The 25,882-nt window shown below is 43.0% G+C and carries 22 protein-coding genes and 1 tRNA gene; 6 read left to right on the plus strand and 17 right to left on the minus strand.

The features are described 5' to 3' along the window. Positions 1-2 precede the first annotated feature (2 nt). The 6 genes from COCH_RS04875 to COCH_RS04900 all read left to right on the plus strand — a co-directional run bounded on the left by COCH_RS04875 (position 3) and on the right by COCH_RS04900 (position 8,927). On the plus strand, positions 3-2,210 hold the full coding sequence (locus COCH_RS04875; protein ID WP_015782191.1) for an NADP-dependent isocitrate dehydrogenase: 2,208 nt from the start codon (positions 3-5) through the stop codon (positions 2,208-2,210). Further along, the gene (locus COCH_RS04880; RefSeq protein ID WP_015782192.1) at positions 2,207-4,489 is read left to right on the plus strand and encodes an aconitate hydratase; all 2,283 of its coding nucleotides are present in this window, start codon (positions 2,207-2,209) and stop codon (positions 4,487-4,489) included. The genes COCH_RS04875 and COCH_RS04880 overlap by 4 nt, the downstream gene beginning before the upstream one ends. A 261-nt stretch (positions 4,490-4,750) precedes the next feature. After that, positions 4,751-6,496 (plus strand): thiamine pyrophosphate-dependent enzyme, encoded by a 1,746-nt coding sequence (locus tag COCH_RS04885; protein WP_015782193.1) that lies wholly within the window; start codon positions 4,751-4,753, stop codon positions 6,494-6,496. 290 nt (positions 6,497-6,786) lie between these two features. After that, on the plus strand, positions 6,787-7,350 hold the full coding sequence (locus COCH_RS04890) for a hypothetical protein (protein ID WP_015782194.1): 564 nt from the start codon (positions 6,787-6,789) through the stop codon (positions 7,348-7,350). Between the two features lie 191 nt (positions 7,351-7,541). Next, positions 7,542-8,486, plus strand: coding sequence for a cation diffusion facilitator family transporter (locus COCH_RS04895; RefSeq protein ID WP_015782195.1), 945 nt, complete (start codon positions 7,542-7,544; stop codon positions 8,484-8,486). A 57-nt stretch (positions 8,487-8,543) separates the two neighbouring features. Continuing rightward, the gene (locus COCH_RS04900; protein WP_015782196.1) at positions 8,544-8,927 is read left to right on the plus strand and encodes a four helix bundle protein; all 384 of its coding nucleotides are present in this window, start codon (positions 8,544-8,546) and stop codon (positions 8,925-8,927) included. A 17-nt stretch (positions 8,928-8,944) separates the two neighbouring features. On the opposite strand, the gene COCH_RS04905 is transcribed toward COCH_RS04900, so the two are convergent. From COCH_RS04905 to COCH_RS04985, 17 genes are all read right to left on the minus strand, one after another. Then, positions 8,945-9,565 carry a DUF502 domain-containing protein gene (locus COCH_RS04905; RefSeq protein ID WP_015782197.1) on the minus strand — a complete coding sequence of 207 codons (621 nt, stop codon included), beginning with the start codon at positions 9,563-9,565 and terminating at the stop codon, positions 8,945-8,947. An 11-nt stretch (positions 9,566-9,576) separates the two neighbouring features. Beyond that, positions 9,577-10,491, minus strand: a complete 915-nt coding sequence (locus COCH_RS04910; RefSeq protein WP_015782198.1) for a glutaminase — start codon at positions 10,489-10,491, stop codon at positions 9,577-9,579. Between the two features lie 6 nt (positions 10,492-10,497). Continuing rightward, positions 10,498-11,793 carry a gliding motility-associated protein GldE gene (gldE, locus tag COCH_RS04915; protein ID WP_015782199.1) on the minus strand — a complete coding sequence of 432 codons (1,296 nt, stop codon included), beginning with the start codon at positions 11,791-11,793 and terminating at the stop codon, positions 10,498-10,500. A gap of 56 nt (positions 11,794-11,849) precedes the next feature. Beyond that, positions 11,850-12,272 (minus strand): single-stranded DNA-binding protein, encoded by a 423-nt coding sequence (locus COCH_RS04920; protein WP_002674608.1) that lies wholly within the window; start codon positions 12,270-12,272, stop codon positions 11,850-11,852. Between the two features lie 62 nt (positions 12,273-12,334). Next, entirely contained in the window at positions 12,335-13,354 is a 1,020-nt protein-coding gene (gene mutY / locus COCH_RS04925; protein ID WP_041546703.1) for an A/G-specific adenine glycosylase, read from the minus strand. Between the two features lie 57 nt (positions 13,355-13,411). After that, positions 13,412-13,612, minus strand: coding sequence for a twin-arginine translocase TatA/TatE family subunit (gene tatA / locus COCH_RS04930; protein WP_015782201.1), 201 nt, complete (start codon positions 13,610-13,612; stop codon positions 13,412-13,414). 130 nt (positions 13,613-13,742) lie between these two features. Then, a complete protein-coding gene (locus COCH_RS04935) occupies positions 13,743-14,732 on the minus strand; it encodes a DUF4837 family protein (protein WP_015782202.1) in 990 nt (329 codons plus the stop codon). 804 nt (positions 14,733-15,536) lie between these two features. Then, complete coding sequence (locus COCH_RS04940) at positions 15,537-16,160, minus strand: hypothetical protein (protein ID WP_015782203.1); 624 nt, start codon at positions 16,158-16,160, stop codon at positions 15,537-15,539. Between the two features lie 97 nt (positions 16,161-16,257). Continuing rightward, complete coding sequence (locus COCH_RS04945) at positions 16,258-16,488, minus strand: hypothetical protein (protein WP_009421486.1); 231 nt, start codon at positions 16,486-16,488, stop codon at positions 16,258-16,260. Between the two features lie 182 nt (positions 16,489-16,670). After that, positions 16,671-17,921, minus strand: a complete 1,251-nt coding sequence (locus COCH_RS04950; protein WP_015782204.1) for a glycoside hydrolase family 57 protein — start codon at positions 17,919-17,921, stop codon at positions 16,671-16,673. 11 nt (positions 17,922-17,932) lie between these two features. Next, entirely contained in the window at positions 17,933-19,222 is a 1,290-nt protein-coding gene (locus COCH_RS04955; protein WP_015782205.1) for a glycosyltransferase family 4 protein, read from the minus strand. A 55-nt stretch (positions 19,223-19,277) separates the two neighbouring features. After that, on the minus strand, positions 19,278-19,634 hold the full coding sequence (locus COCH_RS04960) for a DUF4377 domain-containing protein (protein ID WP_015782206.1): 357 nt from the start codon (positions 19,632-19,634) through the stop codon (positions 19,278-19,280). Positions 19,635-19,649: 15 nt separating this feature from the next. Then, positions 19,650-21,605 carry a glycogen debranching enzyme N-terminal domain-containing protein gene (locus COCH_RS04965; RefSeq protein WP_015782207.1) on the minus strand — a complete coding sequence of 652 codons (1,956 nt, stop codon included), beginning with the start codon at positions 21,603-21,605 and terminating at the stop codon, positions 19,650-19,652. 61 nt (positions 21,606-21,666) lie between these two features. After that, positions 21,667-22,044: a four helix bundle protein gene (locus COCH_RS04970; RefSeq protein WP_015782208.1), complete on the minus strand. Its 378-nt coding sequence runs from the start codon at positions 22,042-22,044 to the stop codon at positions 21,667-21,669. A gap of 82 nt (positions 22,045-22,126) precedes the next feature. After that, entirely contained in the window at positions 22,127-24,091 is a 1,965-nt protein-coding gene (locus COCH_RS04975) for an alpha-amylase family glycosyl hydrolase (RefSeq protein WP_015782209.1), read from the minus strand. A 226-nt stretch (positions 24,092-24,317) separates the two neighbouring features. Continuing rightward, complete coding sequence (locus tag COCH_RS04980; RefSeq protein ID WP_015782210.1) at positions 24,318-25,595, minus strand: Na+/H+ antiporter NhaC family protein; 1,278 nt, start codon at positions 25,593-25,595, stop codon at positions 24,318-24,320. Between the two features lie 161 nt (positions 25,596-25,756). Continuing rightward, positions 25,757-25,838: transfer RNA gene (locus tag COCH_RS04985), tRNA-Leu, on the minus strand. Between the last annotated feature and the right edge of the window lie 44 nt (positions 25,839-25,882).

The following is a 25,882-nucleotide window of genomic DNA, read 5'->3' on the forward strand; positions in this document are numbered from 1 at the left end:
GAATGAAAAATATTATCTATACCATTACCGATGAGTCGCCCTATTTGGCTACCCATTCGCTATTGCCAATCATCAAACGCTTTTGCGCTTCTTCAGGAATCAACTTTGAAGCCAAAGACATCTCATTGGCAGGGCGTATTTTAGCCACTTTCCCCGATTTTCTCACAGCAGAACAACGGGTGCCCGATGCGCTTAGTGAATTGGGGGCGTTGGCAACGTGTCCGGAAGCTAATATCATCAAGTTGCCTAATATCAGTGCTTCGGTACCCCAACTAAAAGCGGCTATCGCCGAACTGCAATCGCAAGGCTATGCCCTCTCCGATTATCCTGAAAATCCTACAAATGAAGCCGAAACAGCTATCAAACAGCGGTATGACAAGGTGAAAGGCAGTGCGGTGAATCCTGTACTGCGCGAGGGTAATTCCGATAGGCGCGCGCCTAAATCGGTAAAACAATACGCTCAAACGCACCCCCATTCAATGGGCGCGTGGAGTGCTGAGAGTCTCACGGAAGTCGCCACGATGCAAGCGGGCGATTTCTACCACAACGAGCAATCGGTAACACTTCAAAAGGCCGATGTGGTGCGCATAGAGTTGGTAAGCCCTAAACACGAGGTGCAAGTGCTCAAAGCGGAACTTCCTTTGCAAGCGGGTGAAGTGATAGATGCTACTTTTATGAGCAAAGAGGCGCTTTGTAAATTCTATAAAAAAACCTTTGCCGAAGCGAAAGACAAGGGCGTACTCCTCTCTTTGCACCTGAAAGCTACAATGATGAAGGTTTCTGATCCTATTCTCTTTGGCTATGCGGTTGAAACATACTTTGCTAATTTGTTCCAAAAACACCCGCGCGAACTGAAAGCCTTAGGGGTGAATGCACGTAACGGTCTTTCGGATATTCTGGCGAAAATAGAACAATTGCCTGCTGAAGAACAAGAACCCTTAAAACACGACATCGAGGGAGCACTTACACGAGCAGCAGCCTTGGCAATGGTAAATTCCGATAGGGGGATTACCAACTTGCATTTCCCTAACGATGTGATTGTAGATGCTTCTATGCCAGCAATGATTCGCAATGGGGGCAAGATGTGGAATGCTAAAGGCGAGGCTCAAGATACTTTGGCGGTACTGCCTGATAGTACTTATGCGCGTATCTACCAAGTGGTGATTGACTTCTGTAAGAAACACGGGGCGTTTAATCCTGCTACGATGGGAAGCGTTGCTAATGTGGGCTTAATGGCGCAAAAAGCTGAGGAATACGGCTCGCACGACAAGACTTTCGAAATCCCTCATAGCGGACGTGTACAGGTGGTAGGCACCGATGGTAAAGTGTACTTATCGCACAAGGTAGAAAAAGGCGATATTTGGCGTATGTGTACTGCGAAAGATGCTGCGATACAAGATTGGGTAAAATTAGCGGTAACACGTGCACGCCTCAGCAAAACGCCAGCGGTCTTTTGGTTGGACGAGCACCGCGCTCACGATGCGCAACTCATCAAAAAAGTAAAACACTATTTGGCAACACGCGATACCGAGGGGGTAGATATCCGTATAATGTCGCCCGAAACGGCGATGCTCTTTACCTTAGAGCGCACTCGCAAGGGCAAAGACACCATTTCAGTAACGGGCAATGTGTTGCGCGATTACCTCACCGACTTGTTCCCTATCTTGGAATTGGGTACTAGTGCCAAAGTGCTCTCTATCGTCCCTTTGATGAACGGTGGCGGACTCTTTGAAACGGGTGCAGGGGGCTCGGCGCCTAAATTAACCGAACAGTTTCTTGCCGAAAATCATCTTCAATGGGATTCCTTAGGAGAATTTCTCGCCTTAGGAGCTTCGTTAGAGCATTTTGCGCAAAAACACGAGAACCCCAAAGCCTTAATCTTAGCCCAAACCCTCGATGAGGCAACGAGTAAGCTGTTGAACAACGATAAATCGCCACAAGTCAAAGTAGGCACGCTCGACAATCGCGGAAGTCACTTCTATTTGGCACTCTACTGGGCAGAAGCCTTAGTGGCACAAACTCAAGACAGCGCACTTGCCAAAGAGTTTGCTCCTATCGCCAAAGCCCTAAAAGACAACGAAGAGACTATCGTGGAAGAACTCACCCGTATACAAGGTATGCCGGTAGAGTTAGGAGGTTATTACCATCCTGATTTCACCAAAGTAGCAACAGTAATGCAAGGAAGTAAAACACTAAAAAAGATATTATGATTTTTGATATTGAAATGATAAAGAAGGTCTACGCCCAATTTCCTGAGCGCGTCGACAAAGCCCGACAAGTGGTAGGAAGACCCCTTACCCTTGCTGAAAAAATATTGTATACACACCTATGGGACGGCACTCGCTGGCGCGAGCTTGTAGCTCGTGCCTTTGTACGCGGTAAAGACTATGTAAATTTCGCCCCTGACCGTATCGCTTGTCAAGATGCCACCGCCCAAATGGCGCTCTTGCAGTTTATGCAAGCGGGCAAAAGCAAAGTAGCTGTCCCTACCACGGTGCACTGCGACCACCTGATACAAGCCAAAGAAGGCGCGGCGACCGACCTAAAAGTAGCTACTGAACAGTCTAAAGAAGTATTCGATTTTCTCTCTTCGGTATCTAACAAATATGGTATTGGCTTCTGGAAACCTGGCGCAGGGATTATTCACCAAATAGTCTTAGAAAACTACGCTTTCCCTGGCGGAATGATGATAGGCACTGATTCGCATACAGTGAACGCTGGCGGATTAGGAATGCTCGCTATTGGTGTAGGAGGGGCTGATGCCGTAGATGTTATGGCAGGAATGCCGTGGGAACTGAAATTCCCTAAGCTCATAGGCGTAAAACTCACGGGTAAACTCAGCGGGTGGACTGCCCCCAAAGATGTGATTCTTAAAGTTGCCGATATCCTCACCGTAAAAGGGGGCACGGGCGCTATTGTGGAATACTTTGGCGAGGGTGCTAAATCGCTTTCTTGTACGGGGAAGGGTACTATTTGTAATATGGGTGCCGAAATAGGGGCTACTACCTCTACTTTTGGCTATGATGAGGCGATGCGTCGCTATCTGCTTGCCACTGGACGTGAAGAAGTAGCCCTCGCTGCCGATGCGATCGCTCCCTACCTCACCGCCGACCCCGAAGTATATGCTGACCCTGAAAAGTTTTTCGACCAACTCATCGAGATAGACCTCTCTACTTTAGAGCCTTATATCAACGGTCCTTTCACTCCTGATAGAGGTACTCCTGTATCCAAAATGAAAGAAGTAGCTCGCGAAAATGATTGGCCCTTGGAGGTGCAATGGGGGCTCATCGGTTCGTGTACTAACTCGTCCTATGAAGATCTCACCCGCGCGGTTTCGGTGGTAAAACAAGCCTTAGAAAAGAGAATTACCCCTAAAGCCTCTTTTGGTATCAACCCTGGCTCTGAACAAATACACTATACTACCGAACGCGATGGCATCATAGACGCTTTTGAGCAGTTGGGCACCCGTGTGTTTACCAATGCTTGTGGTCCCTGCATTGGTCAGTGGGACAGAGAAGGCGCCGAAAAACAAGAAAAAAATACGATTGTCCATTCCTTCAACCGTAACTTCTCCAAACGTGCCGACGGTAACCCCAATACCCACGCTTTTGTTGCTTCCCCCGAAATCGTTGCGGCTTTGGCTATTGCTGGTAGGTTAGACTTTAACCCTATCACTGATACCTTGCTTAACGACCAAGGTGAAGCGGTAAAACTCACCCCTCCTTATGGCGAAGAGTTGCCCTCTAAAGGTTTTGCGGTTGATGACCCTGGCTATCAGGCTCCTGCCGAAGATGGTAGCAACATCGAGGTCGTGGTATCACCTACTTCCAACCGCCTCCAACTGCTCACACCTTTCGCTCCTTGGGACGGCAAGAACATCATAGGGGCTAAACTCCTCATCAAAGCGCAAGGCAAATGCACTACCGACCATATTTCGATGGCAGGGGCTTGGTTGCGTTTCCGCGGACATTTGGACAATATTTCCAACAATATGCTCATAGGGGCGGTAAATGCTTTCAACGGTAAAACTAACTCCGTGAAAAACCAACTTACCGGGGAATACGACGAAGTGCCTAAAGTACAGCGCGCCTATAAAGCCGCGGGTATCCCTTCTATTGTAGTAGGCGACCACAACTATGGTGAGGGCTCTTCACGCGAGCACGCTGCTATGGAACCCCGTCATTTGGGGGTACGAGCCGTATTGGTGAAATCGTTTGCGCGCATTCACGAAACCAACCTTAAAAAGCAAGGAATGCTCGCTCTCACCTTTGCCAATGAAGCCGATTACGATAAGATTCAAGAAGACGATGTAATCAACTTCCTCGACCTTACCAGCTTTGCACCTGGCACTCCTTTGCACTTAGAATTTGTACATAAAGACGGTAGCAAAGATGTGATTACCTGCAACCATACCTACAATGCTCAGCAAATAGGTTGGTTTAAAGCAGGAAGCGCCCTGAACCAGTTAAAAGAGAAAAGTGAAAGATAAAATGAATGGTGAAAAAGAAGCTGTCCGAAAAAGTCTCAAAATAGCATTTGCGTCGCTACACTTTGCCAAAGTTAATCGCCCGTTGTGCTACGACCTTTGGCAAAGTTAACCTCCTCTGGTGCAAGCTTGTAATTCGTACCCCATTTGCTAATTTCCTAATTCTCTAATTCTCTCATTTCCTCATTTCTCTCGCCTGTGCGACTCAAAATAGTATTAATTGGTATTATTTTTGCATACAAAAAACCATTAATAATAAAATATATGAGTAAAAATGTATCCGACCAATTGGTCGAAATGTTAGTACAAGCAGGCGTAAAAAGAGTATATGCCATTACCGGCGATAGTCTCAACCCTGTGAACGACGCCATCCGTCGCGATGGTCGCCTTGAGTGGATACACGTCCGCCACGAGGAATCAGCCGCTTATGCAGCCTCTATGGACGCCGAACTAAACGGCATAGGCTGTTGTATGGGAAGTTCAGGACCTGGACACGTGCACCTTATCAACGGACTCTACGACGCCAACCGCTCAGGCAACCCTGTGATTGCCATTGCCAGCACCTGCGCCACCCATAAATTCGGTACCCACTGGTTCCAAGAAACCAATCCCTTCTTGCTGTTTCAAGATTGCAGTAAATATGTGTATGTAGCCAATACCCCAAAACAGTTCACCACAATGATGCAACGCGCCATACAAACGGCTATCAACGAGAAAGGCGTGGCGGTGTTGGGACTCCCAGGTGATGTAGCAGGTGCCGACCTCGAAGAAGTGCCTACTGCTACACAAACCTTCTTAGCAAAACCCGTAGTACGTCCTTCTGATAGTGAACTCGACAAATTATCAGCCGTACTAAACGACGCTAAAAACAAGAAAATAGCCCTTTACTGCGGTCACGGTTGTCAGTATGCGGTGAAAGAAGTGGAACAGCTTGCCGAAACCCTTAAAGCACCTATCGTCGCTTCTTTCCGTGGCAAAATATTCTTCGACCGCACCGATAGCCCTTATATAGCGGGAATGAACGGCTTGCTCGGGCATCGTTCAGGTTATGATGCTTGCGCCAAAGCCGATGTGCTCGTAATGCTCGGCACCGATTTTCCTTATGCGGAGTTCTTACCTAAGAAAAACACCATTATCCAAATAGATGAACGCCCCGATATCATTGGTCGTCGTGCCAAAGTAGATTACGGTTTTGCAGGCGATGTGAAGGACACCATTACCGCCTTATTACCTAAACTCACCCCTCGCACCGACGATAGTTTCCTCAAAGACATTCACAAAGAGTATTTGGATCTTGAAAAATCATTGGACGATTACACCAAAAAGAAAACCGAAGAGAACCAAATAGACCCCGAATATGCAGCTAAACTTTTGGATAAATACGCCGCCAACGATGCTATTTTCACCGTCGATACAGGTATGAATGTAGTGTGGGCAGCGCGCTTTATCAAAGGTACAGGCAAACGTTACCTGACTGGTTCGTTCAACCACGGTTCTATGGCAAACGCCCTCCCAATGGCAATTGGGGCAGCAGCCTCCTCCAAAGGTAGACAAGTGGTAGCAATGTGTGGCGATGGCGGTCTATCAATGCTCTTGGGCGACTTGGCTACCCTGATGCAATACCAATACCCTGTGAAAATATTTGTGTTCAACAACCGTTCGCTCGCAATGGTAAAACTCGAAATGGAAGTATCGGGCTACCTCGATTGGCAAACCAATATGGTAAACCCTCCTTTCGACAAACTTGCCGACCTGATGAACATCAAAGGCTATGAAGTGCGTAAAACCGAAGACCTCGAAGCCACCGTAAAAGCAGCTTTCGAGCACGACGGACCTACTTTGGTGAATATCTACACCAATCGCGATACCTTAGCGATGCCTCCTCATATCACTTTTGAACAGATGAAAGGTTTTGCGACCAACATCATCAAGAAGATAGGTCAAGGTGACTTTGCAGAAGCCAAAGGCAGTATTACCAACAGTATGAAACACATTAAGGACGTTTTTTAGATTTTAATTTTGATAATAAAAAAGTCGCTAAGCATCTCGCTTAGCGACTTTTTTCTTGTATTTACTCTGTTACTTTCTTTTCTTCAATTCTCAGCCTTGTATCTCAAACGCACAATCCTTGTCCTAAAATCCTACAACCCTTGAATAAGAATTTGCCCATAAAAAATTATCGCCAGAATTTTGCACCGTAAAAACTTGATAAGGAGAAAAGCCGAAAGACAAAAGGTAAATATAAAGTCGACGCCTTCTATCTTTTAGTTCTTGACCTCTTATCTAAAAAATCAATTATTATGGCAAAAAGTAGAAATAATGTAGTAACCGAAGGATTGAGCGGTATGTTAGCTCGCCAAATCGTATTCCGCCAACGCGCAGGACAAACCATCGTAGGGAAAGCCCCCGTTCGCTCTCAGAAAGTAAGCCAAGCACAACAGCTACATCAGCAAAGGTTTGCTCGAGCAGCTTTCTATGCTAAAAGCGCTTTGCAAAATAGTGCACTTAAGCAAAGCTATGCCGAGGAAGCTAAAAAGCGTCCAGGTACCACCCCCTATAATATGGCAATTGCCGATTATCTTAAAGCTCCTGTGATTGACGCGGTAGATACCTCAAACTATACAGGTTCCGTTACCGGAGAAAAGATTGTCGTACAAGTATCCGACACTTTTAAAGTAACAGGCGTGAAAGTGAAAATCACCGACCACGATGCTACACTTGTAGAAGAGGGGAATGCTACCTTCCAAGAAGGTAAGTGGGTGTATACCACCACTGTGGTAAACGCTTCTCTTACCGGCGATAAGGTAATAGTAACAGCCACCGACCGTCCTGCCAATGTTACCACTAAGGAATTTATTCTTTAAAGCGAGTAACAACAAGAAAGGTAAAGCCAGTAAAACTGGCTTTACCTTTTATCTTTTACCTTAAAATCACCCTTATTACAAAATAATTTGTATCTTTGCATCGCTTGTTACCCTTTACTCACACACCACCCAGCTGTGAGTCATTACTGATTTTACCTTTTACCTTTTATTTTTAATAGAAAAATATTATTATGGAACATTCACACCACCAACACGACCATCATCACCACGGTCACGACCACCATCATCACACCGTAACTGACCTCAGTACTCTCAATCGTGCCTTCTACGTAGGCATTGGGTTGAATTTACTCTACACAATTATTGAGTTTGCAGTAGGCTTTCGCGTCGATTCCTTAGCACTTATCTCCGATGCAAGTCATAATCTAAGCGATGTTGCCAGTTTAGTGATTTCACTTATCGGTATGAAACTCACCCATCGCACCGCTACTCAGCTCTATACCTATGGCTACAAAAAAGCATCTATTCTCGCATCGCTCATCAATGCGGTACTACTGATGTATATTGTGATAAAAATCTTTATCGAAGCCTTCGAGCGTCTTGCTAATCCACCCGAAATGGTAGGTTCAGCAATTATGCTTACAGCTTTTATAGGAGTAATAATCAATGCCGTTTCAGCATTCCTATTCTACAAAGGACAGAAGACAGATATCAATGTCAAAGGGGCTTTTCTGCACCTAATGCTCGATGCTTTGGTATCGGTAGGGGTAATTATCTCAGGGGCAATTGTATATTTTACCGGTTGGAACTTAGCCGACCCTATCAGTAGTTTTATGGTAGGTATTGTGATTCTGTTCTCCACTTGGGGATTGCTCAAAGAAAGTGTAAAACTCATTTTAGATGGAGTGCCTCACGACATCGATAAGGAGCATATACAGCATCTTATAGAAGAGCACCCAATGATAGAGAGTGTACATCACTTGCATATTTGGGCGCTCAGTAGCTTACAGAACGCTCTTACGGCTCATATTGTACTGAAAGAGTGTATTACGCTTAAAGAATTTATGAATATTAAAGCCGAGTTAAAGCACAAACTCTCACACGAAGGGATTACCCACAGCACTTTTGAAATAGACACCGATAATTGCCACTGCGAAGAAGAAAAATGTAATTAATTCCAGTAATGCCAATAATACCAGTAAAACCAATAATTAGAAGATTAAAATTAGAGTATGAAAGAAAATATTTTGAAAACAAAAAGTCTTGATTTTGCTATTAGAATAGTAAATCTTTATAAATATTTATACGAAAGTAAGAAAGAATTTGTGCTTTCTAAGCAAATATTGCGCAGTGGTACTTCTGTAGGGGCAATGATATGTGAAGCCGAACATTCTGAAAGTGCTGCTGACTTTGTACATAAAATAGCTATATCACAAAAAGAAATAAATGAGACGCTCTATTGGTTAGAACTTTTATGTAAGACAAATTATATTACAGCTAATGAATTTGAAAGTATCAAAGAAGATGCTATAGAAGTAGCTAAAATAATATCAAGCAGTATAAAAACAGCTAAAAACAATATTAAAGCAAAAGCTAATAGCCTAAATAAACAATAAACTACTATATAAAATCACTATTTATTACTAGTATTACTGGCATTATTGGCATTATTGGCATTACTGGTATTAGAAAGGATTCCGCCACTAAGGGCAAACTCCATTGCTTTTTGGGAAGAGAAACCTTCGGCAGGCTTTATGTTATCTTTGGAAGTAACAATCACCCAACCAGAAATAGCATACGAATGCGGAAGATAAACACTTACCATTTCGCTGAGTTCAGCAAAATCCATAGAAGGTTGGGTAAGGAACCCAATGCGCCATATTTCGGGCGTTTCATTCACTTTTACCCATACCGGATTAGTAAGCTTGCGTTTGTCACCTACAAAAGAAGCTAAAATATCTTTAATAGAAGAATAAATAATCTTTACACCGGGAATATGAGCTACTAAATAATCTAATAGTCCCACGAACAGTTTCCCTAAAATCAGTCGACTACCAATAAAACCAATAATAGCAGTACCAAGTAAAACCAAAGCAAAAACTAACCCTGGGTAAGCCTTTGAAATATCAGGCACAAGGTTATCTACACTCTTGAATATCGACCAGATAATCCAGATAGTAGCACTCAGCGGACCTATGATAAGTATCCCTTGAAAAAAGTATTTGATAAAGGTACTGAAATAATTCTTTGACATATATTTTATTACTAAAAAATAGAAGTATGTGTTTGTGCGGTAAACTCTTCTAAGAACTTCATTCCTCTATACGAATTCCCTTTGTTATTAAGTTTCGGACTCCATACTGCAATGCTATATTGATTAGGCAAAAGAGCTACAATACCACCTCCTACACCGCTTTTACCTGGTAGTCCCACCTTAAAAGCAAACTCTCCCGACTCATCATAGAAACCGCACGTTTGCATCAAAGCGTTTACCCGTTTAGTACAAGTTTCAGTAAGGATTTGAACTCTATCGTGCATACGGATACCATCGTTGGCAAGAAACGAGAAGATATATGCCATCGATTTGCAAGTAAGCTCTAATGAACAGAGCTTGAAGTAGAAATTGAGTACCTCAATAGGGTCATTCTCTATGTTCCCTAATGATTTGATATAATAACATAAGGCAAAATTGCGATATCCTACTGATTTCTCCGACTCGGCTACTAATATAGAGTAATTAATACTATCATCATTAGCTAATTCTCTTACAAAAGTTAAGAAATCGGCTTGAGCATCTTCCAAGATAGAAAGGAGAATATCACAAACTACAATAGCCCCTGAATTGATAAGAGGGTTACGTGGAATACCGTTATCGGCTTCTAACTGTATTAATGAATTGAATGAAGTGCCCGAAGGTTCTACATCTACACGTCGCCATAGTTGGTCGCCTATAATACTATACGCTAACGAAAGCGCTAATACCTTAGAAATACTCTGTGCTGAAAACTTTTCATCGCAATCACCAATTCCATACGATTGTTTGTTCAGGCTATAAAAATATACCCCAAACTTATCGGGGTTCACTTGTGCCAATTCTGGGATATAAGTAGGAACTTTACCTAAATTATCAGCAGATAAAACAGATTGATATATAGTGTCAATTATTTTAGAATATTTCATATGTATTTATTGGGGATTATTCGTTCTAATGATTTTGATTTGCTTGATACGTTTCTTGTCAAAAGCTTCTACAATGAATTTATAGTTGCCAAAGAGAATAGGAGTTCCTTTCTGAGGAAAGTTGCCCGAAATCTCTAAGAGAAAGCCTGCAAGCGTTTCGGCATCACCGCGATTCTCGTCAAATAGAGCCTCTTCTTCATCAGTAAATTCAAGAATGCGATAGAAGTCCTTCAATACCGTTTTTCCTTCAAAAATAAAGACATTATCATTGATTTTGAAGTGTGTTACATCTTCATCGTCAAACTCATCGTTGATATTTCCCACAATCTCTTCTATGATATCCTCTAAGGTAATCACTCCACAAGTACCACCGTACTCATCTACTACAACAGCGAGGTGTATCTTCTTCTCTTGAAACTCGCTCAACAAATCGTCTAATTTCTTGTTTTCGGGAACGAAGAAAGCATTGCGTTTCACACTATTCCAGTCGAAATCAGTTTTGTCTAAATGTGGCAAGAGGTCTTTGATGTAAATTACCCCTGTAATATGGTCTAAATTCTCGTGGTATACGGGAATGCGCGAATAGCCTATCGCCACGATTTCGTTTAGCAACTCCTGATATGAGAGCTCTTCGCTGAGAGCAAAGATATCTACACGGGGTACCATTACTTCGCGGGTTTCGGTATTGCCAAAAGAAACAATACCCTCTAATATCTTCTTTTCCTCGTTGGTGGTATCTTCTTCGGAGGCGAGTTCTAAGGCTTGCGAGAGTTGTCCTACTGAAATATTGCTTTTCTGCTTGCCCAATTTTTTTTGTATCCATACGGTAAAGTTTTTCATCGGCATACTGATGGGCGTAAAGAAGGAGTCGAGGATATAAATGAAGTAAGCTACGCGCTGTGAAAACAAAATATTGTTGCGATTGGCGTAGATTTTAGGTAGGATTTCACCGCAGAGCAAAAGCACAAAGGTAACCACACCCACATCGAGTACTGCCCGTACCCAAGGAGTTGTAATTCCCCCGAAGAGGAAGTCGCCTAAATCTACAAAGAGGAGTACGATAGAGATGTTTACCAAGTTATTGGCAATAAGTACCGTTGCCAATAGCTTTTTAGGATTCTCTGTGAGCTTGGCTATAATATTGCCGGTAGGCGTTTTTTCTTCTTTGAGTGTTTCAATCTCAGCAGGAGTAAGCGAAAAGAGAGCTACCTCAGCTCCTGAGATAAGAGCAGAGCAGAATAATAATAGTATAAACACTGCAAATTGAATAACGATACCCACGTCAATGCTTAAAAAAGGCATTAATGAGAGTACCGACAAAGGTTCTGTTTCCAAAATATTATTATTTCGTTACACATTTAGAAAGGAGGCTCGGTGCTTACGGGCGGTTCAGGAGCCTTAGGTTCAGCTGTTTTAAGAGCTGGTTTAGGTTGCCCATCACGTTTAGGATTTGGTAGGAAAGTTACATCGGAAGCGTGGATTTCAGTTGTTTGGCGCATCACGCCGTCTTCCGTTTGCCATTTACGTGTTTTGATGCGCCCTTCGACATAGATAAGGTCGCCTTTGTGAGTGTATTTCTCTACGAGTTCTGCCAGCTTGTTGCGTACGATAACAGTATGCCATTCGGTACTGCTAATGCGCTCGTTGGTAGCGCGATTGGTATACTCATCATCAGTGGCTAAGGGGAACTGACCAATGCAGTTACCTTCGCTGAAATAGGTAAGCTTCACAACATCTCCCATACGACCTATGAGAATAACTTTATTTAAAGTTCCGTTCATTGATATATAAATATAAAGTTGATAATCTAAATATTCTCCAAAAGTACGACAAAATTTTAAAACTACCAAAATTTGGTAATGAAATTTGCAGTGAGAGCTGATACGGGATAGCTGTGTATGTCAGTGATAAGTATGCTATTATCAAGGAGTTCGGTGGTGGTAACTATCCAAAAAGAAGTATAAATATGCTGGTGAGTGAGTTTGTGGATTACAGGCATTTCGTTGTACAAACTCACGGTAGCAGAGGGTAAGATAGAGGCTATTTCTTCGGTAGTAGCAGGAGCGTGGGTTTCGAGTAGAGGAAACTCATAGAGTCCGTGCCAGATATCTTTGCCTTTGCGCTTTTGCAAAAGGGTTTGTCCGTAAGGATTGAGCCATACGAGATAGTTGAAATAGCGTTTTTTAATAGTGATTTTCTTGATTTTTACGGGTAGGACGTCCACCTGCTGATGATGAAAAGCCCAACAGTGGTCACGTAATACACAATTTGCACAATCGGGACTCTGGGGAGTGCACTGCAAGGCACCGAACTCCATTAGGGCTTGGTTATAAGTGCCGGGGTTGTGCTTGTCTAAACATTCGTAAGCTAATGCTTTGAACTCTTTGGCACCTTGTGGACTGTTAATAGGTGTTGCAATACCAAAAAGACGAGAGAGCACACGGTATACATTACCATCGACTACGGCACAAGGTTCGTTATAACAAAAGGAAGCAATGGCACTTGCGGTATAATCGCCTATACCTTTGAGTTTTACAAGTTCTTTATAGGTTTTGGGGAAGACACCTCCCAATTCAGTAGCGATATATTGCGCTGTGTGGTGTAGATTCTTAGCGCGTGAGTAATAGCCTAAGCCCTGCCATAGTTTGAGTACTTCTTCTTCGGGGGCATTGGCTAAATCGGTGACGGTAGGGTACCGACTGATAAAACGCTGGTAGTAAGGCAGACCTTGCACTACGCGCGTTTGCTGTAAAATCACTTCGGAGAGCCACACCTTATAGGGATTAGCGGTGCCACGCCAAGGCAAAGACCTTTGCGCAACTTTATACCAAGAAGTTAGTTTGTTGATGAGCCAATTTGTCAATTTGTGAATTTTAGGAGTTAGAAGAGTGTGCAAAGGGGCGCAAAAGCGACAACGTTGCTAATTTTCTAATTTCTCGGTATTTTCTTTTTTCTTGTCGGTATCGTTATTCTCTTTGGTAGCCTCTTTGAACTCGCGAATACCTGTGCCGAGACCGCGCATTAATTCGGGAATTTTCTTGCCTCCAAAGAGCAACAATATAAGAGCTACAATGATGACTACTTGCCAGGGACCTACTACCCCTAAAAATATACTTAGCATAGTTATTAGATTTTAGTTGTTAGTTATTAGTGATTAGGTATGTCGGAATTGTCAAACTTGTCGGACAATTCTGAACAAAGAAATATAATAGTGCAAAATTACAAAACTTTTTTGAATTGACAATCTTTTTCTAACGACTAAATTCTATCGACTTGATAATGGCTTCGAGTTCGAAGAGCATATCGCGTTTGGCAACGCCTGGTGCATATAAAAAACCTTCGGCTACTACCAGGCGGTTATGAGCTTTGTCTTCAATAATATAATTGATATAAGGGCCTCCAAGGGCGAAATCTTTTACTTCCCACAAGCCTTTGCTTTCAATGGTTTTTCGTCCTTTTATCTTCGTTTCGCTGATGCTGGGAGCTAAATAGGTTTCGGTAACCATATACATACCTTCTTTGGGGCCTGGAATATATTTTTTGCCTATGGAATCGCGCATCTTTACGATGGTTTTAGCCCGCCCTTCTTCATCGGCAGGGATACTTCCCAAAGGCATTTCGTAGAGGATAATACTTGCTCTACCGCCTTTGATAGGGCGTTCTATCCAGAAGAAATTGTCGCCGTATTTTCTCACTTCGTACACGGCGGGCATCACGAATTTGAAGCCTAAGGTTTGTTCTACTTGTTTATCGGTACTGAGTGCTTTTTCGAAGCGATGGCGTGTTTCTTTGAGGTCGTTGTTCTTGAAGGCAAGGATAAATTGGTTGTGAAATTCTTCGACTTTGCAGGCTATATCGCGCACTTGTTTGCCTTGTACTTCGCATACCACTTGTGGTTTGGCGTATACATCGTCGCTAATAGTTGCTTCGTTTTTATTACCGCGATGCACAATGAGCACATTGCGACTATTACGGGTGTTGCCTTCAAATACTTGTGGGGGCACTTGATGTAACGAAAAGATGGGTTCTTCGGTAGGTAGCCCATCGATAGGGGCGGCGAAGTAACGGCGAATGGTATCGCCTACGGCGCCTTCCCAGAGGTCGTTATCGATGACCACGGCGAGGGTGTTGATTTGCCCTACTGAAGAGGGGAGGTAAGTTTCTCCGTTTTTATTGTTGCTATTGTTACAACCCAATAGGAGCAAGGAGCAGGCGATGCTTGCAAATAAAAAGCGTTTCATAAAAATAACTGATTATTTCTTTATAGGAAAAGATACAGCTAAAATCGTTCCAAAATCACTTTTTTGGTAAAAAATATTGTTAGATTAGCAATAAGGCCATAGGCCATAGGCCACAGGCAATAGGGGGAGAAGCGACGGGAAAGGAAAATTAGCAAATTAGAAAATGAGAAAATGGGGTAAAAGCTAATAATACCAGAAATGCCAATAATACCACCAAGGGGAATAGGCGGGGCGGACTTTTCAGACGAATCGGACAGTTTAGAGGAGGGATTGGAGGTTTCGGAAGGAAACGGAAAAGTTCGGAAGATAGCTGAGAGGAGTTTTGGTGAAAAAAGGGTGTAAGATGGGTGGGGTTAGCTTATAGAGAGCTTATAGGAAGCTTATACGAATCTTGGACGATTGGTATAGGAAGGGTATATAAGTGATTGACTCATAGTATAATATAGTGACACGAAAAATGTTAAAATCGGGGTTTCGAGGCGAAAGAAAGAAAATCCTCACCCCGTCCCTCTCCCAAGGAGAGGCGGAAATGTAGGGATGGAAAAGAGAAGGTAATGTGGTGAAACATCCCCCTAGCCCCCTTCAAAGGGGGAATGTGGCGACAGTAAAGGGGGAGTGTGGTGACGGAAAGGAGAAGGGATAATTAAAGAATTAGCAAATTGGGAAATGAGAAAATGGGGTGGTGTGGGGAGGAAATCCCTAAATAATATGTAAATTATTAAGGGGGCAAATGGCGCTACTTAGGTAATTGGTAGGCAATGAATAATAGGAATAATTTGTTTAAGGGCTTGAATGGCTAATTTGCTACATTGCGAAAATTAGATTTCTGAACAATAACAGTAGCGAGAGCTGTGGTATAACCCCAATGAGCCAACTTAAAAACATTAGCCATAAGGACTTCTGGTTGAGGTAAGCTTGTGCTGAAATACAGGCTCCGCTGAGGAATAAGAAAAAGGCTACTATGTAGGTCATATCTTTTTCTACGGCAATACTGAGCAATACTGAGAAAGTAGTAAGCGCCCCCATTCCCATAGCAAACATATTGACTTGCAATCGCAGAAAATGTAAAAAAAGAATTATAAAACAGCTGATGGCTAAGTTCATCACATAGAAGTAGAGGATAGGATAGGGGTCGATAGGGGTGATGCCGAAAGCTACCCCTAAGAGCATTGCTATATAGCCGTACAAAAGCCATTTTTGTTTTTCTAATGGAATGATAAAAGGGTTCTGCAACCAGCCTACTACAAACAAGATGAGGTAGATGAGTGTAGGGATAGCAATGGTAACTATCAGTAATAATAGCCACGTAAACTTCATTTGCTCTACCGGGAGAGGGAAAGGGATATTAAAAAGCACCACCATAGCTCCGTAGATAGGGAACCAGATGGGGTGAGTGAAAAAGGCTATGATATAACTCAAAAAACGCATTGTATTCTTCTTTTTTTGCAAAGGTAGTACAAAATAGCAAAATAGCAAATTTGAGAAAGAGCAAAAAAGCCCCTCGCTCACGCGAGGGGCTTTTTATTTAAGGAGTGTAAATAATGTTTTCTACTAAGTCGTTGTCGGTATTCTTGGCGAGCTGTGAGTTTTTCTCGTTAAAAGGAGTGGTGTAGAGAAACTCTTCGCTACTTAGATGTCCTGTGGGCATCTCGTCGGGGTTCGTCTCGGCAACTTTGTTGGTTCCAGACAGTTCTTTCAGTTCTTCAACGACAATCTCTTCAAAGAAATTGTCTTTCCTTGTTTTTACATTTTTCATCTTGTCTGCTTTTAATTATTATTAAACTTTCTTTTACTCCTTAGGAAACACGCCATAGGGCATAGGTTTCAAGGGATAGCGTTTCTCAAAAGAGGATAACCTCTCCCCCTTTCGCATACTCAGCTACGCCAGCTGGCTGACTTCTCTTAAATAGGGGGAGAAGGGGACTGAAAAGAGACTTTTCACTTTTTCCTTGTTTGGTTCTTTTTCTTTGTTACTTGTGTGCTTTGCACCTCTTCTTGCTCGTGTGGTTTGCATCTTTCGATGAAATCGCTGAGCACGTTCATATAGTTGATGAAGGCTTCGTAGGGCGAGTCATAAGGCAAACGATACTTGTGATAGTCCGCCCCCGAAAAAAGCTTAGTACGCATAAAATAGAAGTGCTCACTGGCTTGCAGACGAGTATAATCGTCTATGAGGTCGGCGTTCTTTTTCTTTCTTACTTCTGGTTGTATCTTAAAGAGCTCTCGGAAGGCTTCTTTTTGCAACTCGTTACCCAACCAAGAGGTGGTATCGCGCTCTTCGTCTGTCCACGAAATAGGGTAGGGCACAGGCAATACATCTTTAGCAGGGTGCTTTTTGGCTACTTCCTTAGGCAATAGGAACTCATAGTTATCGTCTTCCATCATATAGGTGATGAAATAGCGCAAGAAGTCGAAAATACCGCTTTGGGCGTTGTTGTAATAGCCTATTACCTCGTAGTTCATAAAGAGGTTGAGCACCTCACTATCTTGCAAGCTGTTTTTCACCCAACTGATATACTTTTCGGAAGTGAGTGGGTATTCACTCCAATTTCTATCGGAAAAGCGTATGGCGATATCATCGCTGAGTTTGCTGTTTTTGAGCAAAAGGTTGAGGTTTTTGTCGATAGCGTTTTTGTAGACAAAGTTTGGACTCTTCCAACCCAATACGTGTTTAGCTCCATCGGTGAGCATCGTCTTGAAACCGAGTTTTGCGACGCGTTCGCCTATGGTATCGGAATAGATAAGAGAGGTGTTGCGAAAAGTTACAGGCTTCTTGCCAAAGAGCTGTTTGATAGCCGTAGTATGTCGTTTTACTTGTTGTTCGAACTCATCGGTATCATCGGAAAGCGAAGCCAAAGAGTGGGAATAAGTTTCTGCCAAAAACTCTACACTACCGGTTTGGGCGAGTTCTTGGAAAGAGCGTATCACCTCAGGAGTATGCATTTCGAGCTGGTCGATAGCACTTCCTGTGATGGAAAAAGCTACTTTGAACTTGCCTTTGTATTTATTGATAAGCTCCAAGAGCAAGGTGTTAGCAGGTAGATAGCAATGCTCAGCCAAATCTTCAAGCTCAGAGCGATTGGCGTAATTATCGAAGTAATTATGTTTCTTGCCGATGTCGAAGAATTGATACTTTCTAAGACGTTCGGGGTGATGGATTTGGAAATAGATACAAATTGACTTTTTCATCGTTGGTTATTTTATATTAAAGATTCGTAAATGTTTTTGAGTTTCAAGGAAGCTTTTTCCCATTTCAGTTGGTTTACCTCGTCGTACCCTTCACGTTGCATATAGTGAGCGAGGGTGGGGTAAGCCAAAATACCATAAATAGCATCGGCAAGGGCGTTGATATCCCAATAGTCTACTTTGATAGCGTGGTGGAGTACCTCAGCCACTCCCGATTGTTTGGAGATGATAGTAGGTACTCCTGAGCGCATTGCTTCCAAAGGAGAAATCCCAAAAGGCTCGGATACTGAGGGCATCACATACACATCGCTGTATTGGAACATACGCTGTACGTCGTTGCCCCTGAGAAAACCTGTGAAGTGGAAGCGGGTTCCTAATCCCAATTGTGCAACACGGCGCACTAAGGGGTTCATCTTCTCGCCACTACCTGCCATTACAAAGCGTACGTTAGGCATACGTTTCATCACTTTTGCAGCTGCCTCGACGAAATATTCAGGACCTTTTTGCAAGGTGATACGCCCTAAGAAAGTAACGATTTTATCCTTAATACCGCGTTCTTCTTTGGCATCAGTTTCGGCTTTAAAGTCTACTGCATTGTGCACAGTAATCACCTTCTCGGCAGGGATACCGTATTTTTCAATGACGATATTGCGCGTCCAGTTGCTCACGGTTACTACCCTATCGGCAGCTTCCATACCGCGTTTTTCGATATCGTAGACCAATGTATTGCGGTTATACTCGCCCCCACGGTCGTACTCGGTAGCGTGTACGTGTACGATAAGGGGTTTGCCCGAAATCTTCTTGGCGATGATACCCGCACTATAGGTAAGCCAGTCGTGGGCGTGAATCACGTCGAACTCATAGCGTTGGGCAACTGTGCCCGCTACTAAGGCGTAGCGGTAGACCTCTTCCATCAGATTTGCACCGTATTTGCCCGAAAACTGAAATTTGTTATGATACGAAATGCGCTCGCGGTGTTCGCCTTCTTTGAGGTAAGCATCACGTTCACGGGCAAAGGTTTCGGGGTCCAGGTAAGGCACGAGGTTCGAACCTATCTCCATAAAATTGATGTGTTTCCAGAAATCTTCAATCTTTTCAGCGTTTTGCAACATCTCTACATCGCTAGCGTTGATAATCTTAGCCACATTGCCGTCTTCATCACCGGAGGCTTTTGGCATCACAAACAGCACTTTTACGCCGTTTTTAGCCAATCCTTGGGCAATACCCAAGCAGGCTGTTCCTAATCCCCCACTGATATGAGGGGGAAATTCCCATCCAAACATTAATACTCTTGCTTTCTTCATATGCTTTTATTTATTCCTTCCCCAATCCCCTCCCACGCAGGGAGCAAGAAGAGCGTTATTCTAATTTTTGTTTTGAGATGATGCTGATTAACTCATAATCATCGGGCAGATTACCATCTTGAATAGGGTAGTCATAGATGATTCTCTTGACTTTTAACTGATATTTATAACCTTTTTCAAGGGTAATATCTTTTATTTGGTTGTTGCCAAAACAAAGTTCTTTATTACCTATTAGTGCTTTAAAACATTTGAATTTCACTTCAGGCCAACTAAAGGCTTCTCCCATTTCTCCTCTAATTGTAAGTGTCACTTTTTGTACTTCTTTAACTCCATTATTGGTGTAATCACTTTCTTTACTAAGGCAAGAACAGCACAAGACACATATCAATAATATTAAAATATTTCTTATCATATTAAAATAACTTTCTCAAAGTGTTGCAGGCATTTGGCTCAGTAGCCATTGAGCACGTAATATCTCAGCTACATTCTTAGCTTTGGCAATACAACCGCGTGAGTGGAATGGTGGATTGCCGTCGTAAATAGCCGATATAGTACATACACCGTGTTCGTTGAGCTCTTCTTCAAAATTTTCTAAGATAGCTTGCGCTTCTGGTAGGTACTGTGCTCCAAAGATTTTCAGATAAGCCTCTATATAGAACCCAATAAACCAAGGGTGTGCTGACCCGTTGAAGGTGGCTTTGTCGCGCACATATACATTGCCTACACTCACGCCTTCATAACGGGGGCTTTGAGGAGATAAACTGCGCAATCCGCGAGGGGTGAGCAACTCTTGGGTAACAATGTCCAATACTCTCTTCTTAGTCTTCTCGTTTATGGGAGCATAGTCGAGAGCACAAACGATGAGCTGATTGGGGCGTACATCTACGTTTTTATTCGTGCGGTTGGCATAGTCGGCAAGGTACTTCTTGTCCTCTATCCAAAAAGTCTCTACAAAGCTCTTTTCGATGGTTTCAGGTAGCGTAAACCACTCGCCTAAGAAAGCCTTGTCTTTCGCTTCTTCTGCTAAGGCAAGTGCGTAACACACGGCATTATACCAGAGGGCATTCACTTCTACTACATAACCGTTGCGTGGCACGATAGCGCCGTAATCGCCTTGCGCATCAAACCACGTAAGCGGACGTGTAAGGTCATCACTCCATATAAGTCCGTTAGCTTCCATACGAATATTCTTATGAGAGCCTTGCTTGTAGGCGTTTAAGATACTTTTGAGCGTATCGCCATACTCCTTCCAAAGTTGTTTCTTACTCTTAATAGTTTCCTTTTCATACTGTTGAAGCGTCCAGAAGAACCACAGAGAGGTGTCGGCATCATACTCAGGGTGTATATTGTGTGTACTGATTTCCTTAGCAAAAAGCCCTTCGTAGAAGTATTTTTGAGTAGAGGTGAGCACGTCTTCAAATATCTTGGCTGTACTGCCCGATAAAGCAATACCTGGCAAGGCAATAAAAGTGTCGCGCATATTGCTGTCGAACCAGTGATAACCTGCTTTGATGCGGGTTTCGCCTGCCTTGTGAATAATAAACTGAGAGGCGGCGTACTGCAAGCATTCTTCAAACGAATTGCGGTCGGCGCGTTCTTTGAGGTACTTGGTAAAGTCCTTAGCGAGGTTTTTAGGATTAGCTTCCTCTAAGCTGGCTGAAAAGACGATACTTTCTCCTTTTTTGAGGCTCACTTCGAAAGCTCCTACGCTGAGGAGGTCTTCTTGGTAGTCATAACCACGCTCTTTTTCCTTGGTATAATAGATGTTGTTGTTCCAATAAGCCCCACCACCAAAATTAGCGGATTTGCTGAGTTGCATATAGAGGTAAGGAAACTCTGGGTATAGTTTTACACGCACGCCACCGCCTACTGCTTCGGCTTGGGTGTTGGCTACGGGGTTTTGCTTGCTAAGAGAATGTATATCGCGAAAAGCCAAGAGAGGGTTTAGGCGCAAAAGGGTAGCCGAATGGGCTTCTAGTAGCGTATAGCGTATCAATACTTGGGGAGCATTGTGCATCATCAAGATTTCTTTTTTCAGCAATACGCCACCTACTTGGTAAGTAACGGTAAATGCTTTTTCGTAGGAAATATCTACGATATACTTATGCCCGCGCGGTTCATAGGTACCTTCGTATTTATGAACGCCGAAATTGAAATCGCGTCCGTGCTGAATGATACTTTCATCTAAGGAGGAGAGCATCACGTAGTTTTTGCCTCTGAATTTTTCAATAGGCACTACCAGTAGCCCGTGGTATTTACGGGTATTGCAAAAAACGAGAGTAGAGGAGCAGTAGCCTCCCCCTCGGTTCGTACCGAGAAACTCTCTATCCAGAGAGTATTCAAGATTAATAAGTTGGTCTTTTTTAAATGATAAATAACTCATATTTCAATTAACAATTAATAATTGACAATTGACATTGTCAATTGTCAAAAGGGTGTGATTATTAGTTTTTATTAGAACTTTCTTTTTTGGTGTTTTCTTTCTTAGTTTTAATTATTGAAATGAGTAGTTTTAATATTTCTTTGCAGTTAGCTATTATTGATTCATATTCTTTCTCATTAAGATATTGAGTTGCATATAATAGATCTAACCAATATTCAGTTTCGTTAGCTTCTTTGAGTCCTATTTGTAATTTATGTATGAAATCACTATCACTTTCAGCGTGTTCTGATTCTCTTATGCAAGCACCTACCGAAGTAGCACAACGCAACAATTGTTTACTGATTACAAATTCTCTTTTATCTTCTTGTAATATTCTTGTAAGTTTTACAATTCGAATAGCAAAATCAAAAGACTTTTCTTTAACAATATTGTTTTTCATAATTTTTCAATAGATGATTAATAGTAATCACAATTAATAATTAACACAATCTGGCTCACAACCAATTGTCAATTGTCAATTATCAATTGTCAATTTTTAATACTATTCCAATTCTCGCGGGTATATACAACGACAGCAAATTCTCCTTGCCGGTGTACTGCGTAAAATGCTCTACGCTTTCATCGATGCGGTTATCACCTCCAAAGGCGGGGTTATCGGTGTTGAGTATGGTGGTGTACTTGCCTGCTGGCACATCAAACTGATAATCGGTGTAGGAGGTGGTGGGGTTGAAGCTGAAAACAAATAAGTACCCACTGCGCTCGAATATGAGTAGCTGTCGCTCGATGTCGCGCACCAATATATGGGGTTCTCGGTCTAGGAACTTACTATCGGTAGCAAAGTGTATCATCGCGCTATCAAAAGCGTTGAGGTATTTAAACTTTAAGTTAGAGTCGTCTACCAAACTCCATAGCCTGCGTGCGTGTGCATAACTCCAGTTGTTGCCTTGGCGAGGAAAGTCAATCCACTCAGGGTGTCCCCATTCGTTGCCCATAAAGTTGAGGTATCCCCCACCTGCGGTACCAAGAGTTACCAAACGTATCATCTTGTGCAAAGCCATCGCACGGTCGATGATGAGACTGTGGTCGAATACGCTCATTCCGGTATACACTTCCTTATCAGTAAGCCAGAAAAATATCGTTTTATCACCCACCAAGGCTTGGTCGTGGCTTTCGGCATAACTGATGGTGCGTTCTTCGGCGCGTTTGTTAGTCAATTCGTAATAGATATTGCCTACGTGCCACTGCTCATCGGGGACTTCTTTAAGGAGCTTAATCCAATAATCAGGAATACCCATACTCAGCTTGTAATCGAAGCCTATGCCTTTTTCAGCAATAGGCGAAGCAAGACCGGGCAATCCGCTCATCTCTTCGGCAATGGTCAGCGCTTCGGGGTAGAGCTCGTGAATAAGTTGGTTAGCCATAGTAAGATACACCAAAGCGTCGTCGTCCTCATTGCCATCATAATAGAAACTATAATCGGTAAAGGCTTTGCCTAAACCGTGATCGTAATAAATCATACTAGTAACCCCGTCGAAGCGGAAACCGTCGAAGCGATATTCTTCTAACCAATACTTACAGTTAGAAAGTAAAAAATTCAGTACTTGGGGCTTACCATAGTCAAAACAGCGGGAGTCCCAAGCAGGGTGTTTACCGCGCTCACCGCGGTGGAAGTAAAGATAGTCGGTACCGTCGAAGTGGCTGAGCCCTTCTGCCTCGTTGCTCACCGAATGCGAGTGTACAATATCAAGCAGTACACGTATGCCCAAGCCGTGCGCAGCATCGATGAGTTCTTTGAGTTCTTCGGGGGTGCCAAAGCGTGAACTCACCGCAAAGAAGTTAGCTACCTGATAGCCAAAAGAGCCGTAGTAAGGGTGCTCTTGTATTGCCATCAGTTGGATTGTGTTATAGCCCAAGGCTGCGATACGGGGCAGTACATAGAGGCGAAACTCTATAAAAGTACTCACGCGCTGGTGTTCGGTACTCATCCCTATATGTGCTTCGTAGATAAGTGGATGTGGAGTAGCTTTGGGGCGTGGGTGTTGCCAAGGGTAGGGGTGCTCGGGGCACCACACTTGGGCAGAAAACACCTTGGTATAGTCGTCCTGCACGGCACGAGTAGTATGTGAGGGGAGGCGTTCGCCACTGCCTCCTTCCCATTCCACAAGTAGTTTGTAGAGCATTTCGTGGCGGAGGATATTAGCAGGAACACGCAATTCCCAGTCTTGGTCGTTTAGTTTAGTGAAAGAATAGTGTTTGTTTTTTTGCCAGTCGTTGCTATCGCAAAGAAGAAAGATAGCCGTTGCATTTGGAGCCCACTCGCGTAGCACCCATTCTGTATGAGTACGGTGCAGACCGTAGTAGAGGTGCGAATTACAAGCATCAGCCAGGCACTTAGCGTCCCCTTGCACTCTATGAAGGACATCGATAAAGTGCTGATGCCTTCCCTGAATAACAGGGAGGTATGGTAGCAATAGTGGGTCGTTCATAAGGTTTGGTATTCTGGCTACGGAAAAGTCAAAAGATTGGCTTTTAGGTAAGTCAATTAAATTCGCCGTAAAATTAAAACAATATTTTGATAATTGCAAATTTTTTTGCAATTATTTTACAATAATTTTATAGTCTGTTATGATAAACTTATGTAGTTTAATAGAATACAAACACTTATAAAGTAGAAGACATCACTGTTAATGCTCTGTAAAAACAACTTTTTTATTACTTTTTACCCACATAAATATACCCCAAAGTGCCTATCAGCAGTAAATGTAAGTAAATAGCATACATCACCAGCTGGGGGTAATCTATCGTGTCGGCAAATTTGTATAGGGCAATTACCTGCGCTCCATACGGGATAAGCCCCTGCGCATAACAAGAGAAGATATCCAATACCGATGCCACACTGCGCAACGGTATTTTAAACTGTTCAGCAATCGTTTTGCTCGTTTTCGAAGCGATGAGAATAGCCACCGTGTTATTCGCCACGCACACATCGGCTACTGTCACCAAAAAGCCCATCCCTAAAAGAGCCGACGAGCCACTCTTGATGCGCTGAGTAATGAGGTTCATCAAAAACCGAATCCCGCCAAAATGCTCTACCAAAAACGCCAAGCCTCCTATGATAAAGTATAAGAAGAAGGTATCAGCCATTCCCATAAAACCTTTGTGAATATCAGTAGCAAACTGCAAGAAATGAAACTTGCCGTACGCAAACCCTATCATCCCCGAGATAAGAATACCTAAGAAAAGCGACACAAATACGTTTACCCCAAAAAGCGCAATTACCACCACCGCCACATAAGGCAAAATAAGCACAGCGTTAAAATCGCTATACAACTGATTGTGAAGGTGATTTTCGGCGTCAGGATTTCCTATCAACAGCAGTATGATAACCGTTAAAATCGCCATTGGTATCGCAATTTTAGCATTCGCCTTCATCTTTTCGTTCATCTGACATCCAACCGACTGCGTGGCGGCAATCGTCGTATCCGAAATAAGAGATAGGTTATCGCCAAACATCGCCCCCGATAGCAGTGATGCGCCTATGAGTGCCGTGTTCGACTGGCTTTGGGTGGCAAGGTCAAACACTATCGGCGAAAGCGTCATAATAGTACCCACCGAAGTGCCCGTAGCAAATGAAAGAAACGACGCAATGATAAAAATCCCTACCGGGAAATACTCTGGCGATATGTAATACATACCCATATTCACAATACTATGCGTACTTCCCAAAGCATTAGCCACCGAAGCAAATGCCCCAGCCAAAAGTGCAATCATACACATTTGTAGCACATTGCTATCACCCGCCCCTTTAAAGAACAATCCTATTTTCTCTTTCATAGGAGCTCGGTAGATAAGCAAAGCCACTACCACCGAAAAAAGTGCAATAATAGGAGCAGGTAGCGAGTAGAAGTTGTCGAAATACAACCCACTACCTAAAAATAATGCTACGAATACGAGCAGAGGAATAATACTGATGATAGTTGTTTTCTGCATAGTTATTGTTTGTTTTATAGCAAATCAAAATTGATGTTTACAAGAAAATAGCAACATCTATTCTATTGCTTTTGCGGTATACATTCCACCCCCTCATTTATCTTTACCCTACCATAAAAATAAAAAAGCCTTAATTCACTACTGATGAATTAAGGCTCTTGTGCGGGTGAAGGGACTCGAACCCCCACGCCGTGAAGCACTAGATCCTAAGTCTAGCGTGTCTACCAATTTCACCACACCCGCAAATGATGAACGTTTCAATGATTGACGGCGCAAAAGTACAATAG

It is taken from the genome of Capnocytophaga ochracea DSM 7271, assembly GCF_000023285.1.
GTDB classification, from domain to species: domain Bacteria; phylum Bacteroidota; class Bacteroidia; order Flavobacteriales; family Flavobacteriaceae; genus Capnocytophaga; species Capnocytophaga ochracea.